This is a genomic window from Methylobacterium ajmalii, assembly GCF_016613415.1.
GTDB classification, from domain to species: Bacteria; Pseudomonadota; Alphaproteobacteria; order Rhizobiales; family Beijerinckiaceae; genus Methylobacterium; species Methylobacterium ajmalii.
The window spans coordinates 40,355-56,964 of sequence record NZ_JACWCT010000118.1 but is presented as its reverse complement, the minus strand read 5'-3'; the positions used below and the strand labels follow the sequence as shown (position 1 = coordinate 56,964).

Here is a 16,610-nt window from a genome sequence, read left to right as displayed (position 1 = left end):
CATCCATCGGTGAAAACAGGACCAGCACCTGACCAAGGTCAGGCTTGCCGGCCCGGACTGTCTCGAAGATGGCTCAGCGCCCGGGCCGCTGTCGCGGCCGGCGCCGATGGGTGGTCGTATAGGCTCCGCGTTTCGGCCCGTCAACACCCTTTCTCCGGCTCAGCTTCCGGAACTCCCCTCCCCGCTCCACCGTCGCAGAGCCTCGGCGAGGGTGACCGGCGCGGGCACCGACCGGATTGCGGAAGGCGTCGCCGAGAACCGGGGCGCCGGGGCGGGCTGGACCGTGCCGTCATGGGTGACGAAGCTCCGGCGCGCGGCGAGATGGGGATGGTGTGGCGCCTCGCCCAGGGTGAGGACCGGCGCGACGCAGGAATCCGTTCCTTCGAGAAGCCGGCACCACTCGTCCCGCGTCCGACCGGCGAACAGGATCTCGAGCTTGCGCCGCAGGACCGGCCACATCGCCGGATCGTCGCGCCGGTCGAAATCGGGGTCGGCGTCGAGGCCCGTCAGGCGGCGAAAGAGGGCGTAGAACTGCGGCTCGAGCGGCCCGAGGGCGACGTGGTGTCCGTCGCTGCAGGCATAGGTGCGGTACCAGGGCGCGCCGCCATCGAGGAGGTTGGCTTCGCGCCGGTCGCTCCAGCGACCCTGCGAGGCGAGCTCGGAGAACATCGCCATCAGGGACGCGGCCCCGTCGCAGATCGCGGCGTCGACCACCTGGCCCCGCCCGGTCCGCCCGGCCGAGAGCAGGCCGGCGAGAATCCCGGCGACGAGATAGAGCGCGCCGCCGCCGTAATCGCCGACGAGATTGAGCGGCGGCACCGGCCGTTCCTCGGGACCGATCGCCGCCAGCGCACCGGTCACCGCCAGATAGGTGATGTCGTGCCCCGCCGCCTTGGCGAGGGGGCCGTCCTGGCCCCAGCCGGTCATGCGGCCGTAGACGAGGCGCGGGTTGCGGGCGAGGACCGCGTCGGGCCCGAGACCGAGCCGCTCCATCACGCCGGGGCGAAACCCCTCGATCAGGGCGTCGGCCCGGGAGAGTAGCGCCAGGGTGCCGGCGAGGTCGTCCGGGTCCTTGATATCCACCGTCACGGTCGGGCGGCCCCGCGCCACCACGTTCCTGGAATAGGGGTCGGCGCCGCCGGGCCGATCGAGCCGGACGATGTCGGCGCCCATGTCGGCGAGCAGCATCGCCGCGAAGGGTCCTGGACCGATCCCGGCGAACTCGACGATGCGCAGGCCCGCGAGCGGTCCGCCCTGACCGGCCTCGTGCGACGACGGGTCCATGCGCTGCCCTCCCCCCGAATGGTTGTCGTCCGGCGCTTGTCGTCGCCTGATCCGGGGCGCCTTGACGATGGCAGGTCCGCCCCATAGCGATGGGGCCAACGATACGATCGCGTAGCAGACCGGTCCGCCCTTCGCCACGGGCGGGAGCACGGGCCGCACGCGACGGGGCTCACCCACCGGACGAGTGGGGCTTCGATCACGGGAGGATGAGGCATGAACGTCAACGGCTTAGCCGCGATCGTGACGGGCGGCGGGTCGGGCCTCGGGGCGGCGACCGGCCGGGCGCTGGCCGCGGCGGGCGCACGGGTCGCGCTCCTCGACCTCAACGAGGGCGCCGCGGCGGAGGTCGCCGCCGAGATCGGTGGGCTCGCCCTCCCCTGCGACGTCGCCGATGCGGCGAGCGCCGAGGCGGCGGTCGCCCGGGCGGCCGAGGCGCATGGCCCGGCCCGCATCCTGGTCAATTGCGCGGGCGTCGCGACCGCCGGCCGGATCGTCGGGCGCAACGGCCCCCTCGAACTCCAGGCTTACGCCAAGGTGATCCAGGTCAACCTGATCGGCAGCTTCAACCTGATGCGGCTGGTGGCGGCCGGCGCGCTCGCCCTCGACCCGCTGGAGGGGGGCGAGCGCGGCGTCATCATCTCCACCGCCTCAATCGCGGCCTACGAGGGCCAGGTGGGCCAGGCGGCCTACGCCTCCTCGAAGGCCGGTATCGTCGGGCTGACCCTGCCGGCGGCGCGGGAATTCGCGCCCTCCGGCATCCGGGTCTGCGCCATCGCGCCCGGCATCTTCGAGACGCCGATGCTGCGCGGCCTGCCGCAGGAGGTCCAGGATTCGCTCGGCGCCGCGGTGCCGTTCCCCTCCCGCCTCGGCAGGCCGGAGGAATATGCCCGGCTCGCGATGGCGATCATCGACAACCCGATGCTCAACGGCGAGGTCATCCGCCTCGACGGGGCCTTGCGCATGCAGCCCAAGTGAGGATTCCCCGCGCGGCCGAACGGACCCGTTCGACCGCGCCGGGCAAGCCCGAACGGGCGCCGGCGCCCGTGCGCCGAACGTGTTCGCATCGACGTGCCGATGCGAACACCCCCAGGAGAGAGCCGGATGCTGAGCGACGACCAGATCCTGATCCGCGACACCGCCCGCAGCTTCGCGCGCGAGCGGCTGAAGCCGTTCTCGGCCGAATGGGACCGGGAGGCGCGTTTTCCCCGCGAGGCGATCGCCGAGATGGGGGGGCTCGGCTTCATGGGCATGCTGGTGCCCGAAGAGCATGGCGGGGCCGCCGCCGACCACGTCGCCTACGCGCTCGCCATCGAGGAGGTGGCGGCCGGCGACGGCGCGGTCTCGACGGTGATGAGCGTGCACAACTCGGTCGGCTGCATGCCGATCCTGAAGTTCGGCAGCGACGAGCAGAAGGCGCGGTTCCTCGGCCCCCTCGCCCGCGGCGAGCAGCTCGGCGCCTTCTGCCTCACCGAGCCCGGCGCCGGCTCGGACGCCGCCGCGCTCAAGACCCGGGCGCGGCGCTCGGGCAATGCCTGGGTCTTGTCGGGCACCAAGCAGTTCATCACCTCGGGGGCGAATGCGGATCTGGCCATCGTGTTCGCGGTGACCGATCCGGAGGCCGGCAAGCGCGGCATCTCGGCCTTCATCGTGCCGACGAAGACCCCCGGCTACAAGGTAGCGCGCATCGAGCACAAGCTCGGGCAGCGCGCCTCGGACACCGCCCAGATCGTGTTCGAAGACATGGAGCTCACCCCGGACCTGATGCTCGGCCAGGAAGGCGAGGGGCTGAGAATCGCGCTCGCCAACCTCGAGGGCGGGCGCATCGGCATCGCCGCCCAGGCGGTCGGCATGGCCCGCGCGGCGTTCGAGGCGGCGCTCGCCTACGCGGGCGAGCGCGAGACTTTCGGCCAGAAGCTGATGGGGCACCAGGCGGTGGCCTTCCGGCTCGCCGACATGGCGACACGGATCGAGGCCGCGCGCCTCCTGGTACTGAACGCGGCGCGGCTGCGCGATGCCGGGCAGCCCTGCCTGAAGGAAGCGGCGATGGCCAAGCTCTTCGCCTCCGAGATGGCGGAGGCGGTGTGCTCCGACGCGATCCAGATCCACGGCGGCTACGGCTACCTGGCGGATTATCCGGTCGAGCAGATCTATCGCGACGTGCGGGTGTGCCAGATCTACGAGGGGACGAGCGACGTCCAACGGATCGTGATCAGCCGGGCGCTGACGGCCTGACGGGCGGTCGCGCCGCCTGCGCGGGGCGGCGGGCGGCGCGCCCCCGGCAGCCGGTGCTGCCACCCTGGTTAACGCGTCCTTAGGGTTTTCGACATTCCTGGTCTGCCCCAACGATCGCATCCCGGTGCCGGGCCGGAGAGGAGCGTCGCGATGCATCTCGTTCCGCCGCGGGAGGCCGACCGCCTTTCCAGCCTGCGCGCCCTCGGCATCCTCGATACGCCGCCGGAGGCGCATTTCGACGCGGTCTGCCGGCTCGCCCGCACGCTGTTTTCCGTTCCGCATGCCTGGATCTCGCTGGTCGACGCCGACCGGCTGTGGTGCAAGGCGGCCTCCGGCATCGCCTTCGGCCCGACCCCTCGCGGCGCGGCGTTCTGCGATCACGCCGTCATGAGCGAGGCCCCGCTGGTGGTCGAGGACGCCGCGGCCGATCCGCGGTTCCGCGACCGGGCGATCGTCACCGGGCCGTTCGCGGTGCGGTTCTACGTCGGCATCCCGCTCTCGCTCGCTACGGGCCTGCCGCTCGGAACCCTCTGCATCGCCGACACGGTGCCGCGGCGGATGCCGGATGCCGAGGTGGAGCGCCTGCGCGACCTCGGCGAGGTGGTGGTGGCCCAGCTGCGCCACTACGAGGCCCGCGTCGCCAGCGAGACCGAGGCCGCTCGCCGGCGGGCGAGCGAGGCGGCCCTGTCGGAGGCCAACCGCTACCTGACGCTCGCCGAGCAGATGGCCCATATCGGCCATTGGCGCGTCGATCTCGCCTCCGGCGTCATGACCTGGTCGGACGAGGTCTGCCGCATGCACGGGCTGGCGCCGGGCGCCCCCCCTGCCGGCGTCCAGGAGGCCCTGTCCTACTATCACCCAGACGACCGGGCGCGGGTCGCGGACCTCGTGGCCGCGGCGCGCGAGAACCGGACGGATTTCCACTTCAAGGCCCGGCTCGTGCGGCGCGACGGCGAGGAGCGGGTCGTCGTCTCGCACGGCATCTGCAACGAGGACGCGGTCGGCACCGCGACCGCCCTGTTCGGCACCGTGCAGGACGTGACCGAGATCGACCGGGCCGAGACCGAGCTGCGCGCCAGCACCGCCCTCCTCGACGCCACCCTGGCGCATATGGATCAGGGCCTCCTGATGATCGACGAGGCCGGGGCGGTACGGGTGTGCAACGAGCGCGCCCTCGCGCTCCTCGACCTGCCGCGGGAGATGATGCGGGCCGCCCCGAGCTTCGATGCGGTGCGCCGCCACCAGCTGGCGCAGGACGACTTCGCCCGGTGCGACGGCACGCTGCGCGAGGTCCTGATGCACGCCCCCCTGGCGATCCAGCCCCGCACCTACGAGCACGAGCGCGCGAACGGCACCGTGCTGGAGATCCGCACCGTGCCGCTGCCCACCGGCGGGGCGGTGCGCACCTACACCGACATCACCGCCCGCAAGGCGGCCGAGGCGCAGGTGACCCACATGGCCCGGCACGACGCCCTGACCGGGCTGCCGAACCGGGCGCTCTTCCGCGACAGCCTCGACCAGCGCCTCGCCGCCCTGCGGCGCCACGGCGGGAGCTGCGGCCTGCTCTGCCTCGACCTCGACGCCTTCAAGGCGGTCAACGACACGCTCGGCCATCTCGCCGGCGATACCCTGCTGCGCGAGGTGGCGGGGCGCATCCGCGCCTGCCTGCGCCGCGAGGACCTGCCGGCGCGCCTCGGCGGCGACGAGTTCGCGATCCTGCTCGGCGGCGAGGCGGACGATCGTTCCGCCGCCGCCACCGCGGAGCGGCTGGTCGCGGCCCTGCGCCGGCCGGTCGATCTCGGCGGGCAGGAGGCGGTGATCGGCGTCAGCATCGGCATCGCCTTCGCGCCCGAGCACGGCCTCGACGCCGACACCCTGCTCAAGCGCGGCGACCTCGCGCTCTACCGGGCGAAGTCCGAGGGCCGGAACACCTTCCGGCACTTCGCCGCCGCCATGGACCGGGCGGCGGAGGAGCGCCGGCGCAACGAATCCGATCTGCGCGAGGGCCTGCACCGCGGCGCGTTCTCCCTGCACTACCAGCCGGTCTTCGACCTCGCGAGCGTGCGGGTGACCGCGCTCGAGGCGCTGGCGCGGTGGCACCACCCGACCCGCGGCACCCTGGCGCCGGCCGCCTTCCTGCCGCTCGCCGAGGAGACCGGTCTGATCGCGCCGCTCGGCGAGTGGGTCCTGCGCACCGCGCTCGCCGAGACGCGCGAAATGCCGCCGGAGATCCGCCTGGTGGTGAACGTCGCGGGTGGGCAGCTGCGCCAGGCGGGCTTCGTGGCTGCGATCCGGGACGCGCTCCAGGCGACGGGCCAGGCCCCCGAGCGCATCGAACTCGACGTCGCCGAGGCGGCCATCGCGGCGGAGAGCGGACGGCTGAAGGACCTCGCCGCCCTCGGGATCGGGATCGCCTTCGACGCCTTCGGCGCCGGCGCATCCTCCCTCGGCGCCCTGCGGCGCCTGCCCTTCGGCCAGGTCAAGCTCGACCGGGCGCTGGCCGCCTCGATGGCGACGCCGGAGACCGCGGATTTCGTGCGGGCGGTGGTCGCCCTCGCGGGCGCGCTGGGCATGCGGGCGACCGCCAAGGGCGTCGAGACCGAAGCCCAGCTCGCCGCCCTGCGGGAGGCGGGCTGCGTCGCGGCGCAGGGATTCCTGTTCGGCCGGCCCGTGCCCTTCGGCGAGCTCGCCCCCCTGCTCTGCGGCGGGGTCAGATGCCCCGGAACACCGCGTAGCCGAAGCGCGTGAACTTCAGCGGCAGGTGGTGGTGCTCATGCGCCGCCACCACCGTGAAGCGGAACGGCACACGGTCGAGGAAGTGCGGGCCCGGCCGTCCTTGCGCGGTGAAGTAGTCGCCGAGGTGGAAGACCGCCTCGTAGGTGCCGGGCCCGATCCCGACGCCGCGCACCACCGGGTGGTCGAAGCTGCCGTCCGGCCCGATCACGCCCTCGGCGACCAGGCGCGGGCCCGCCGCCTCGATCACCGCCAGGGTGACCGCGAGGCCGAGCGCCGGGCGGCCCTCCGCCACGTCGACCGCGTGGACCGAGATGCCGCCGCTCATCGGGAGACCTCCCCGGGCAGGACCGGCCAGCGATCCGCGAAGGGCCGGCGGCTCTCCAGCGCCTCGGCCACGTCGAGGAGAAGGTCGTCGCGGCCGAACCCGGCCACGAGGTGGAGGCCGATCGGCATTCCGTCCGGCGCGGGATCGACCGGCAGGCTCACGGCCGGCAGCGCCGCGGCGTTCACCCAGCCCGAATAGACCGCATGGCCGCGCGGACCGACCGGCTGCCCGTCGATCACCTCGGGGTAGACCGCGTCCGCCGCCCAGGGCATCGCCGCGGCCGACGGCGTGACGAGGAGATCGATCTCCGCGAAGGCCACGCTCGCCGCGTTGCGCAGGGCCTGGACCCGTTCGACGATGTCGCAGAGCAGCGTCGCGGGCGCCCGCGCGCCCTCCTCCGCCATCGCCCGGTAGGGCGCGCTCGCCCGTGCCGCCAGCGCCGGATCGGCCGCGAACAGCCGGGCGATGCCGATCTTGCCGATCTCCGGCCACAGGCCGTTGAGCCCGGTGATGTCGACCGGCAGCGGGCCCTCCTCGACCGCGACCCCGATCGCCCGAAGCTCGCCGAGCGCCCGCCGGCACGACGCGGCGACGACCGGATCGAGGGGGGCCTCGCCGATGCGCTCGACGTAGCGGGCGCGCAGGGGCCGGGCGCTGCGTGGCGCGACCGCGAAGCCCGACCACAGCACCCGCGGATCGGCCCCCTGCATCAGGCGCAGCACCGCCCGGGTGTCGGCGACGGTGCGGGTGAGTGCGCCCGCGACCTCGAAATCGAGGAGCGGCGAGGGCAGACCGCCGAGCCGGGGTACCCGGCCGAGGCTGCTCTTGAGGCCGACGAGGCCGGTATGCGCCGCGGGCCGGCGCAGCGAGCCGCCGCCATCGGTGCCGAGCGCGATCGGCGCGTAGCCGGCGGCCGTCGCGGCGGCGCCCCCGCCGGTCGAGCCGCCGGGGGTGAGGGCCGGGTTCCAGGGGTTGCGGGTGACGCCGAAACGGGCAGATGCCGTAAAACCCTGCACGGCGAATTCCGGCATCGTGGTCTTGGCGAGCGTCACGAGCCCGGCCTGCCGCATGCGGGCGACCGGCAGCTCGTCCTGCGCCGCCGACGGCGCCTCGCCCGGCTCGGCATAGGTCGAGGGCATGCCCTCGGTGACCAGGAATTCCTTCACGGTCATCGGCACGCCGTCGAGGGGCGAGAGGGCCGCGCCCGCCCGCCAGCGGGCGGCGCTCGCCTCGGCCTCAGATCGAGCGCGGGGATTGTCGCGCGAGAGCGCGTTCAGGTGCGGCTCCCAAGCGGCGGCCCGGGCCTGTGCGGCCTCCAGGGCATCGACCGGCGAGGCACGTCCATCGGCGAAGAGCCGGCCGAGCTCGATGGCCGGGAGACGCCACAGCTCCGTGCTCATGCGAGACCTCGATTATGCAAGTGGTGGCTGGGCATGGGCTTTCCCGAAAATGGCATACGATTTGCGATGACCTCGGCAGCAAGATCGATGCCGCAGGAAGGCCCCACCGTGACAGCAACCGGACGACGCAGCCAGGGTCAGGCGGAGGGCCGGTCCGTCGTGCTCGACGGCATCACCCACCGGTACGGCGGCGCGGTCGCCGTGGAAAACATCAACCTCGACATCCGCGGCGGCGAGCTGATCTCGCTCTTGGGGCCCTCGGGCTGCGGCAAGACCACCTTGCTGCGCATCGTCGCCGGCTTCCTGCGCCAGACCGAGGGGCGGGTGATCGTCGCCGACGAGGTGATCGACGCCCTGCCGCCGAGCCGGCGCGCCGTCGGCATCGTCTTCCAGAACTACGCCCTCTTCCCGCACCTGACGGTGGCCGAGAACGTCGCCTACGGCCTCGCGGCCCGGGGCGCCCCGCGAGCGGAGCAGGCGGCGGAGGCCAGGCGCCTGCTCGACCTCGTGCAGCTCGGCCATGCCGGGGCGCGCACCCCGCGCCAGCTTTCCGGCGGCCAGCAGCAGCGGGTGGCGCTCGCCCGCGCGCTCGCCATCCGGCCGGCGGTGCTGCTCCTCGACGAGCCCTTCGCGGCCCTCGACAAGAACCTGCGCCTCGACATGCAGATCGAGGTGAAGCGGCTCCAGCGCGTCGCCGGGGTGACGACGCTCCTCGTCACCCACGACCAGGAGGAGGCCCTGTCGCTTTCCGACCGGGTGGCGGTGCTCTCGAACGGGCGGCTCGAGCAGTTCGCCGCCCCGACCACCGTTTACGACGCGCCGGACTCGCTGTTCGTCAACACCTTCGTGGGCTCGGCCAATGCCGTGCCGGGGGTGCTCGTCGGGCAGGACGCACGGGGCCCGCGCATCGCCCTCGATGCCGGCGGCGAGGTGGTGGCGCGCCCGCTCGCCCGCCCGATGGCGCCGGGAACGCGGGTGACCCTGTGCCTGCGGCCCGAGCACCTGCGCCTCACCGAGGGCGAGGACGGCATCGCGGGCGTCGTCGAGATGGCGCTGCCCCTCGGCCCCACCGTCGTCCACGAGGTCCGGGTGGGGGCGGGCCGCCCGCTCAAGATCGCCGAGCCGCGCCTCGGCGGCGGCACCTTGCGCGCGCCCGGCACGCCGGTGCGCATCGCCGTCGCCCCCGGCCTCGCCTCCGCCTTCCCGGCCGCCGCCTGATTTTTGCCGACCAAGGAGCCCTGTCGATGCTCGATCGCCGTACCCTCCTCACCACCGCCCTGTCGCTCGGCGCCATGGAGCTGTTTCCCGGCCTGTCCTTCGCGCAGGCGCGGCCCCTCGTCTTCGCCACCTTCACGGGGAGCTGGGAGGAGGCGCACAAGGCCGTGCTGGTGCCGGCCTTCCGAAAGGAGACGAGCAACGCGCCGATCGTCCTCGACCCGATGCTGTCGGTCGACCAGATCGCCAAGGTCTCGGCCGCCAGGGCCAACCCGCCGATCGACGTGATGCTGCACGATCCCGGCCCGGCGCTCACCGCGCTGGCCCAGGATCTGGTCGAGCCCTTCCCGGTCGAGCGCAGCGCCGCCTTCAAGGACCTGATCCCCGACGCGCAGGATCCGCACGGACCCGCGGCCTTCTTCCAGGTCGTCGGCCTGACCTACAACCCCGACACGGTGAAGACCCCGCCGACCTCCTGGGCCGACCTGTGGCGTCCCGAATACAAGGGCCGGGTCGGCATCACCAACATGAACTCGACGCTCGGCACCGGCTTCATGGTCGAGATCGCCAAGATGCATGGCGGCTCGGAAGCGAACATCGATCCCGCCTTCAAGGCGATGGAGGCGCTCAAGCCCAACCTCTCGGCGGTGGCGGCCAATCCCGGCGCGCTCGCCACCCTCTTTCAGCAGGGCCAGGTCGACATCTCGCCCGGCAACTTCAACGCGATCCAGATCCTGAAGGCCAAGGGCGTGCCGGTGGAGTTCGTGGCGCCCAAGGAGGGCGCCATCGCCTTCAAGACCGCGATCCAGATCGTCAGGAACTCGCCCAACCGCGAGCTCGCCTTCAAGCTGATCGAGGCGGCGATTTCCGAGCCGGTCCAGACCCGGCTGATGCAGGCGCCCTACCTGATCGTGCCGACCAACGCCAAGGTGAAGATGACCGGCGAGATCGCCAAGGTTCTGGCGAAGGACACCGACGACCTGAAGAAGAAGTTCGTGTTCCAGGACTGGAAGACCATCAACGCTCAGCGCCCGGCCTGGATCGAGCGGTTCAACCGCGAGATCAAGCTCTAGAGGATCTTTGCCGTGGCTCTGCCGGACGTCACCACCTACCCGCTGCGGCTGGCGAGCCCGCTCGCACTGTTCTTCGCGGCATTCTTCGCCGCGCCCCTGGTCGCGCTCCTCGGGCTGTCGCTCAAGGGCGCGGACGGGGGGATCGGCCTGTCGCAATATGCGGCCTTTCTCGGCGACGGGTTCAGCCTCGGCGTGCTCCTCGGCACGCTGTGGCTCGGGCTCAAGGTCACGGCGGCCTGCCTGGTGCTGGGCCTGCCGCTGGCGCTCGTCGCCACCCGGGCCGGGGGCTGGGTGCGCGGCCTGATCATCCTGGCGGTGCTGACGCCGCTCCTCACCAGCGTCGTCATCCGCACCTTCGCGTGGATCGTGATCCTGGGACGCCAGGGGGTGCTCAACAGCCTGCTCTCGTCCCTCGGGCTGATCGACACGCCCCTGCGGCTCCTCTACGCCGAGGGCGGCCTCGTGGCGGCGCTGGCGCAGGTCCAGATGCCCCTGATGGTGCTGCCGCTGATGACGGCGCTCTCGCGCATCGACCCGAGCCTGTGGGACGCCTCGGAGGCGCTCGGCGCCGGGCGCTGGCGCACCTTCCTCCGCGTGACCCTGCCGCTCTGCCTGCCGGGCCTCATCGCCGGCGCGGTGCTCACCTTCGCGGCGGCGATCTCGGGCTTCATCACCCAGTCGCTGATCGGCGGCGGGCAGATGCTGTTCATGCCGGGCTACATCTACCAGCAGGCCATCGCCCTGCAGAACTGGCCCTTCGCGGCGGCGATGTCGGTGATCTTCCTCGTCGCGGTGCTGGCCGTGGTGCTGTCCTTCAACGCGCTCGGGCGGCTCGCCCGCGGCTACGCCCAGGCCTGAGGTTGCTCGCGATGTCCCGTCTCTTTGCCGCCCTCGACCGCCTCAGCTTCGAGATCCTCCTGCACCTGATGGCGCTCCTCGCCGTGGTGCTGCTGCTCGCCCCCACGGTGATCGTGCTGGTGGTGTCCTTCACCGACGGGCTGTCCCTGCGCTTCCCGCCGCCGGGCTACTCCCTCCGCTGGTACGGCGAGCTGATGGAGGCCTGGCAGCTCCACTACGCGCTCAAGAACAGCCTGACGGTGGCGGTGCTGGCCACCCTCATGGCCATCGGGCTCGGGGTGCTGGCGGCGCTGGCGGTGGCGCGCTCGCCGCGCCTCTCGGCCCGCCTCCTCGACAGCTTCTTCCTCTCGCCGCTGATCCTGCCGGCGCTCGCCTTCGGCCTGTCGAGCCTGATGTTCTTCTCGCTGGTCGGCTGGCCGGTCTCGGTCTTCACGCTGGTTCTGGGTCACACGGTGGTCTGCGTGCCCTACGTGGTGCGCAACACCGTGGCGGCCCTGACCCAGCTGCAGCCCAGCCTGCTCGAGGGCTCGGCGAGCCTCGGGGCCTCGCGGTTCTACACCTTCCGCCGCATCACCCTGCCGCTGATCCGCCCCGGCATCCTGTCGGGCGGCTTCCTCGCCTTCATGGCCTCGTTCGACAACATCCCGGTGTCGCTCTTCCTGCGCGACGCCGCCACCGACATGCTGCCGATCCGGATGTGGCAGGACCTGGAGGGCCGCCTCGACGTGACCATCGCGGCGCTGTCGGGCGTGCTGATCGTCGCGACGATCGGGGGCATCGCCGTGATGGAGCGGCTGACCGGCCTGTCGCGGCGGCTGGTGTAGCGATCGTCGAAGGGCCTGATTGCAAGAGAGTGTCCCAGCAAGAGAGTGTCTTGGCTGCCCCCCGTCCCGCCTCCCCCGACGACGCGCCGCCTCGCCCGCAGCGCCCCGAGCCCTCCCTGACCGAGCAGGCCGCGGCCGCGTTGCGCCGGCTGATCCTGCTCAACCTGCTTGGCCCCGGCGAGGTGCTGAACGAGCCCGACCTCGTGGCGCGCCTCGGCGTGTCGCGCACGCCGGTGCGCGAGGCGCTGAAGCTGCTGGCCGGCGAGGGGCTGGTGACGCTCAGGCGCAACCGGGCCGCCCTGGTGACGCCGCTCGACCCCGCCGACCTCGTGCCGCTGTTCGAGCTGGAAGTGGCGCTGGAGAGCTTCTGCGCAGGCCTTGCCGCCGAGCGGATCACCGCCGCGGAACTCGACCGCCTCGCGCGGATCCAGGACGCCCTGGAGGCGGCCCACGACGACCGCGACGCCTATACGCGCCTCAACCGCCAGGCCCACCGGCTGATCGTGACCGCAGCCCGCAGCCCGGCCATCGCCGAGGCGCACGGCCGGGCCTTCCCGCGCCTCGAACGGGCCCGCAACTTCGCGCTGGCGGCCGACGGCCGCGTCGCCGAATCCCTGGCCGAGCATCGGGCGATCCTCGACGCCCTGCGGGCCCGCGAAGGCGACCGCGCCCGCGCCGTGATGCAGGCCCACGTCGCCCGCACCCAAGCCCTGATGGTGGCCCGGCTGACCGAAGGACCCGTGCGATGACCTCCCCGCTGCTCCCGGCCCTCGGGGTGATCCTGCCCTCCTCCAACCGGGTGGTCGAGCGGGCGACGGAGGCCCGCCTCGCCGGTCGCGCCGACGCCTGCTACGCCCGGGTGCCCTACCGCTCGATGCTCAAGGGCGCGGGCTACGACGAGGCCGTGTTCCTCGCCGCCGCCGACCTCCTGGCCGAGGCGGGCGTCGCCGCCCTGTGCTGGAACGCGACCCGGGGCGCCGCCCTCGGCTTCACCCCGGACGAGGACCTATGCCGGGCGGTCAAAGCCCGCACCGGCCTGCCGATGGTGACGACGGCGCTCGCCGCCCGGGACCGGATGCGCCGCGACGGGTTTCGCCGCGTCGGCCTCGTGGTCCAGGGCGATGCCGAGGAGGCCGACCTGGTGGCCGGCCGGTTCGGGGAGGCGGGGATCGGAATCGGCGCGACCGCCCATCTCGGCATCGCCGAGAACCGCGACGCCGCCACGGTCGCGCCGGCCCGCCTCGCCGCGGCGGCCTGGGAGGTGGGCGAAGGCGCCGACGCGGTGCTGATCTGGAGCACCAACCTGCCGGGCTGGCGCCTGCCGGCCGCCCTCGACGGGGTGCCGCTGCTCGACTCGACGAGCCTCGGGACGCAGGCCCTGCTGGAGGCGGCGGGCCTGGCCTAGCGCCTGACGCGGATCGGCGCGGCCGGCCTCTTGCCGCACGGCGCACCCGAGGCCCGAGCAGGCTTGCATCGGCAAACCAACGCTTCACCGGCTCGGGTTCTTGTTTCGTCGCAGATTTTTGTCGAAAAACCGGCTGCCACTTTCGCGAAATCTGCTTAGGCTCGCGGCCAACGCCCGGACGAGAGGCGCGCGGGAGGAGCGGATCGGGAGCCTTCGCGGCGCCCTCCGGTCGCTCGCGTGCGGCGAGCCGGGACCGGTCCCGACAGGCAGCCCCCCATGAGCCTCATCACCTACCTTACCCGGATCCAGTTCGAGCGCGGCGCCGTCCGGCTGCTCGGCGAGGAACTGGAGCTCCTCGGGGCGCGCCGGCCGCTGATCGTCACCGATCGCGGCGTCGTCGCGGCGGGGCTGATCGCCCGGGTGATCGAGGCCGCCGGCCTGCCGGCGGCGACTCCGGTCTTCGACGGCACGCCCGAGAACCCGACCGAGGAGGCGACGATCGAGGCCCGCGACCGCTTCAAGGCGGAGGGCTGCGACGCGGTGATCGCGGTCGGCGGCGGCTCCCCCCTCGACCTCGCCAAGGGCGTGGCGCTGCTCGCCACCCACGAGGAACCGCTGGCCACCTACGCGGCGATCCTCGGCGGCATCCCGCGTATCCGGGCCGACCGGCCTCCGGTCGTCGCGGTGCCGACCACCGCCGGCACCGGCAGCGAGGTCGGCCGCGCGGCGCTGATCACGCTCGCCGACGGGCGCAAGCTCGGCTTCATCTCGCCCCACCTGATCCCGAACGTGGCGATCTGCGATCCCGAGCTGACGCTCGGCCTGCCGGCGGGCCTCACCGCCGCCACCGGCATGGACGCGCTCACCCACTGCATCGAGACGTACCTGAGCCCGCGCCACAACCCGCCGGCCGAGGCGATCGCCCTCGACGGCCTGGGCCGCGCCGTCCGCTCGCTCGCTCGCGCGGTCCGGGACGGCGCCGACATCGAGGCCCGCGAGGACATGATGATGGCCGCGCTCGAGGGCGGGATGACCTTCCAGAAGGGGCTCGGCGCCGTCCACTCGATGTCGCATGCGCTCGGCGGGCTGAAGGCGAAGCGCCTCCATCACGGCACCCTCAACGCCGTGATCCTGCCGCACGTCCTGCGCTTCAACGCACCGGCCTGCGAGCGCAAATACGCGGTGTTGCGCCGGGCGATGGGCCTGCCCGAGGGCGCCGACCTCGCCGCCGCGATCGAAGCGCTCAACCGCGACCTCGGCCTGCCGGCCGATCTCGCCGCCATGGGGGTGACGCAGGCCGAGTGCGAGGCGCTGGTGCCGCGGGCGGTCGAGGACCACTCGACGGCGACCAACGGCCGTCCGGTCGGGGCGGAGGAGTTCCGGGAGCTGTTCCGGGTGTCGCTGCACGGGGCGGCGTAGCCCGCTGCCCCGGGACGAGCGACCGGGAGGGACGCCCCCTCCCGGTACGTCTCACTCCTGCGGCTCGAAGCCCATCGCGGCGCCGTTCATGCAGTAGCGCAGGCCGGTCGGGGCCGGGCCGTCCTCGAAGACGTGGCCGAGATGGCCTTTGCAGCGGGCACAATGCACCTCGGTGCGGGTCATGAAGAACGAGCGGTCGGTCTGCGTCTCCACCGCGCCCTCCATCGGCGCGAAGAAGCTCGGCCAGCCGGAGCCAGACTCGTACTTGGTGGCGGATTCGAACAGCGGCTGGCCGCAGCCGGCGCACACGAAGGTGCCGGCGCGCTTCTCATTGTTGAGCGGGCTGGTGCCGGCCCGCTCGGTGCCGTGCTCGCGCAGCACGCGGTACTGCTCGGGCGTCAGCTCCTGGCGCCACTCGGCCTCGGTGCGGGTCTCGGCGGTGTCGGTCATGTCGCGATGGGTCGTCTCTTGGCTGGCCACGGGCCGCTCCTCGGGGATTGCCTGATTCTCCTGATCCCCAAGATGGTGGCGCGCACTGCATCTGGCGAGGGGCTGCGGCGCCGGGAGGCCATGCGGGACCGGCGCCCGCGCCGGTTACGCCGGCGCCCCGACGGTGTCGGCCATCCGGGCGCGGCGGGTGCCCATCGGCTCCTCGGGGCCGACGGTGGTGTCGCGCGCGGTCTGGTGCTCGAGCTCGGCGTTGATTTCGCCGCCGAGCAGCACGATGGTCGATGAGATCCAGATCCAGGTCATGAAGCCGATCGCGGCGCCGAGCGAGCCGTAGGTCTCGTTGTAGCTGCCGAAATGCCCGACGTACCAGGAGAAGCCGATCGAGGCGACGAGCCAGACCACCCCGGCGGTGAGGCTGCCGGGCGTGACCCAGCGCCAGCGCGGCAGGTCGCGGCTGGGGCCGTAGCGGTAGAGCAGCGCCAGCCCGAACAGCAGCACCGCCAGCAGGGCCGGCCAGCGCAGGAGCGCCACGTACCAGGCGGTCGGGCTGATCCGGATGCCGAAATCGCCCAGGAAGTTCAGCGCCACCGGCAGCACCACGATGCCGCCGAGCGCCGCGATGACGAAGACCAGCGCCCCGAAGGTGAAGGCGAGCGAGCGCAGGTTGAGCTGGATGAAGCTGCGCTTCTCGCGCTCCTCGTAGACGATGTTGAGCGCGTCGAACATCGCCTTCATGCTGGCGTTGGCGCTCCACAGCGAGATCGCGAGGCTGGTGAAGAAGGTGATGCCGAGGGTGGTGCTGCCCTTGGCGGTGATGCGCTTGACCTGATCGCCGATGATCTCGAGCGCGCCGGAGGGCAGCACGCCCTGGAGCAGCGAGAGGTGGTCGTTGATGGTGCTCGGATCGGTGAACAGCCCGTAGAGCGAGACCAACGCCGCCACCGCCGGGAAGATGGCGAGCAGGGTGTAGAAGGTGACGCCGGCCGCCACCGACAGCACCCGGTCCTTCTGGAATTCGAGGTAGACGCGGGTGAGCACGTCCTTCCAGCCCTTGGCCGGGATGTCGGTCGGCGTGTCGGCCTTGCGGCCGCGATCGCCCTCGGTATCGGCGACCCACTGGGCCGGGCGTCCCGAATACGACTTGGCGCCGCGGCCGAGATGGCTGGTCGGGTCCGGCTCGACCTCGGCGACGCCCGCCGGCCGCCGCGCGGTGACGAGGCGCACCAGGGCGACGCCCAGGAGGGCGGTCCACAGGATCGAGGTCGCGCCGGAGGCGGCGGGACCGGGGCGGGGTTCGGACGGCATCGCGACACCGGGCTGGGGCAGGATCTCGGCAGCCCACAAGCGTGAGCGCACGAGTTCTCAACGTCGCGCCCCACGGGTCGTTCC

At 72.7% G+C, this 16,610-nt stretch carries 15 protein-coding genes; 10 read left to right on the top strand and 5 right to left on the bottom strand.

Annotation, left to right across the window (positions count from 1 at the left end):
- Window positions 1-159: 159 nt before the first annotated feature.
- A complete protein-coding gene (locus HPY23_RS22160) occupies window positions 160-1,284 on the bottom strand; it encodes a CaiB/BaiF CoA transferase family protein (protein WP_091889079.1) in 1,125 nt (374 codons plus the stop codon).
- A gap of 213 nt (window positions 1,285-1,497) precedes the next feature.
- Between HPY23_RS22160 and HPY23_RS22155 the strand changes: the two genes are divergently transcribed.
- From HPY23_RS22155 to HPY23_RS22145, 3 genes are all read left to right on the top strand, one after another.
- Window positions 1,498-2,259 (top strand): SDR family NAD(P)-dependent oxidoreductase, encoded by a 762-nt coding sequence (locus HPY23_RS22155; protein WP_091889077.1) that lies wholly within the window; start codon window positions 1,498-1,500, stop codon window positions 2,257-2,259.
- Window positions 2,260-2,385: 126 nt separating this feature from the next.
- Entirely contained in the window at window positions 2,386-3,516 is a 1,131-nt protein-coding gene (locus HPY23_RS22150) for an acyl-CoA dehydrogenase family protein (protein WP_091889075.1), read from the top strand.
- Between the two features lie 150 nt (window positions 3,517-3,666).
- Entirely contained in the window at window positions 3,667-6,264 is a 2,598-nt protein-coding gene (locus HPY23_RS22145) for a sensor domain-containing phosphodiesterase (RefSeq protein WP_091889073.1), read from the top strand.
- On the opposite strand, the gene HPY23_RS22140 is transcribed toward HPY23_RS22145, so the two are convergent.
- Both HPY23_RS22140 and HPY23_RS22135 read right to left on the bottom strand, forming a co-directional pair.
- Window positions 6,227-6,577: a hydroxyisourate hydrolase gene (locus HPY23_RS22140; protein WP_060850226.1), complete on the bottom strand. Its 351-nt coding sequence runs from the start codon at window positions 6,575-6,577 to the stop codon at window positions 6,227-6,229. The genes HPY23_RS22145 and HPY23_RS22140 overlap by 38 nt on opposite strands.
- Window positions 6,574-7,977: an amidase gene (locus HPY23_RS22135; RefSeq protein WP_091889071.1), complete on the bottom strand. Its 1,404-nt coding sequence runs from the start codon at window positions 7,975-7,977 to the stop codon at window positions 6,574-6,576. The genes HPY23_RS22140 and HPY23_RS22135 overlap by 4 nt, the downstream gene beginning before the upstream one ends.
- 108 nt (window positions 7,978-8,085) lie before the next feature.
- On the opposite strand from HPY23_RS22135, the gene HPY23_RS22130 reads away from it, so the two are divergent.
- The 7 genes from HPY23_RS22130 to HPY23_RS22100 all read left to right on the top strand — a co-directional run bounded on the left by HPY23_RS22130 (window position 8,086) and on the right by HPY23_RS22100 (window position 14,771).
- The gene (locus HPY23_RS22130) at window positions 8,086-9,195 is read left to right on the top strand and encodes an ABC transporter ATP-binding protein (protein WP_244537647.1); all 1,110 of its coding nucleotides are present in this window, start codon (window positions 8,086-8,088) and stop codon (window positions 9,193-9,195) included.
- A gap of 26 nt (window positions 9,196-9,221) precedes the next feature.
- Complete coding sequence (locus HPY23_RS22125) at window positions 9,222-10,265, top strand: ABC transporter substrate-binding protein (protein WP_060850228.1); 1,044 nt, start codon at window positions 9,222-9,224, stop codon at window positions 10,263-10,265.
- 3 nt (window positions 10,266-10,268) lie between these two features.
- On the top strand, window positions 10,269-11,123 hold the full coding sequence (locus tag HPY23_RS22120) for an ABC transporter permease (RefSeq protein ID WP_060850229.1): 855 nt from the start codon (window positions 10,269-10,271) through the stop codon (window positions 11,121-11,123).
- A gap of 11 nt (window positions 11,124-11,134) precedes the next feature.
- Window positions 11,135-11,947: an ABC transporter permease gene (locus HPY23_RS22115; protein ID WP_091889089.1), complete on the top strand. Its 813-nt coding sequence runs from the start codon at window positions 11,135-11,137 to the stop codon at window positions 11,945-11,947.
- Window positions 11,948-11,997: 50 nt separating this feature from the next.
- Window positions 11,998-12,696 (top strand): GntR family transcriptional regulator, encoded by a 699-nt coding sequence (locus HPY23_RS22110; protein WP_060850231.1) that lies wholly within the window; start codon window positions 11,998-12,000, stop codon window positions 12,694-12,696.
- The gene (locus HPY23_RS22105) at window positions 12,693-13,352 is read left to right on the top strand and encodes an aspartate racemase/maleate isomerase family protein (RefSeq protein ID WP_091889067.1); all 660 of its coding nucleotides are present in this window, start codon (window positions 12,693-12,695) and stop codon (window positions 13,350-13,352) included. The genes HPY23_RS22110 and HPY23_RS22105 overlap by 4 nt, the downstream gene beginning before the upstream one ends.
- A gap of 276 nt (window positions 13,353-13,628) precedes the next feature.
- Window positions 13,629-14,771 carry an iron-containing alcohol dehydrogenase gene (locus HPY23_RS22100; RefSeq protein WP_091889065.1) on the top strand — a complete coding sequence of 381 codons (1,143 nt, stop codon included), beginning with the start codon at window positions 13,629-13,631 and terminating at the stop codon, window positions 14,769-14,771.
- A gap of 51 nt (window positions 14,772-14,822) precedes the next feature.
- On the opposite strand, the gene msrB is transcribed toward HPY23_RS22100, so the two are convergent.
- Complete coding sequence (gene msrB / locus HPY23_RS22095) at window positions 14,823-15,221, bottom strand: peptide-methionine (R)-S-oxide reductase MsrB (RefSeq protein WP_091889087.1); 399 nt, start codon at window positions 15,219-15,221, stop codon at window positions 14,823-14,825.
- A 144-nt stretch (window positions 15,222-15,365) separates the two neighbouring features.
- Entirely contained in the window at window positions 15,366-16,526 is a 1,161-nt protein-coding gene (locus HPY23_RS22090) for a YihY/virulence factor BrkB family protein (RefSeq protein WP_060850234.1), read from the bottom strand.
- Between the last annotated feature and the right edge of the window lie 84 nt (window positions 16,527-16,610).

Excerpts from the sequence above, each read along its gene's own strand:
- HPY23_RS22155 (WP_091889077.1), top strand. The coding sequence starts at position 1,498 with ATGAACGTCAACGGCTTAGCCGCGATCGTGACGGGCGGCGGGTCGGGC.
- HPY23_RS22135 (WP_091889071.1), bottom strand. The coding sequence starts at position 7,977 with ATGAGCACGGAGCTGTGGCGTCTCCCGGCCATCGAGCTCGGCCGGCTC.
- HPY23_RS22090 (WP_060850234.1), bottom strand. The coding sequence starts at position 16,526 with ATGCCGTCCGAACCCCGCCCCGGTCCCGCCGCCTCCGGCGCGACCTCG.
- msrB (WP_091889087.1), bottom strand. The coding sequence starts at position 15,221 with ATGACCGACACCGCCGAGACCCGCACCGAGGCCGAGTGGCGCCAGGAG.
- HPY23_RS22160 (WP_091889079.1), bottom strand. The coding sequence starts at position 1,284 with ATGGACCCGTCGTCGCACGAGGCCGGTCAGGGCGGACCGCTCGCGGGC.
- HPY23_RS22125 (WP_060850228.1), top strand. The coding sequence starts at position 9,222 with ATGCTCGATCGCCGTACCCTCCTCACCACCGCCCTGTCGCTCGGCGCC.
- HPY23_RS22105 (WP_091889067.1), top strand. The coding sequence starts at position 12,693 with ATGACCTCCCCGCTGCTCCCGGCCCTCGGGGTGATCCTGCCCTCCTCC.
- HPY23_RS22115 (WP_091889089.1), top strand. The coding sequence starts at position 11,135 with ATGTCCCGTCTCTTTGCCGCCCTCGACCGCCTCAGCTTCGAGATCCTC.
- HPY23_RS22145 (WP_091889073.1), top strand. The coding sequence starts at position 3,667 with ATGCATCTCGTTCCGCCGCGGGAGGCCGACCGCCTTTCCAGCCTGCGC.
- HPY23_RS22100 (WP_091889065.1), top strand. The coding sequence starts at position 13,629 with ATGAGCCTCATCACCTACCTTACCCGGATCCAGTTCGAGCGCGGCGCC.
- HPY23_RS22140 (WP_060850226.1), bottom strand. The coding sequence starts at position 6,577 with ATGAGCGGCGGCATCTCGGTCCACGCGGTCGACGTGGCGGAGGGCCGC.
- HPY23_RS22150 (WP_091889075.1), top strand. The coding sequence starts at position 2,386 with ATGCTGAGCGACGACCAGATCCTGATCCGCGACACCGCCCGCAGCTTC.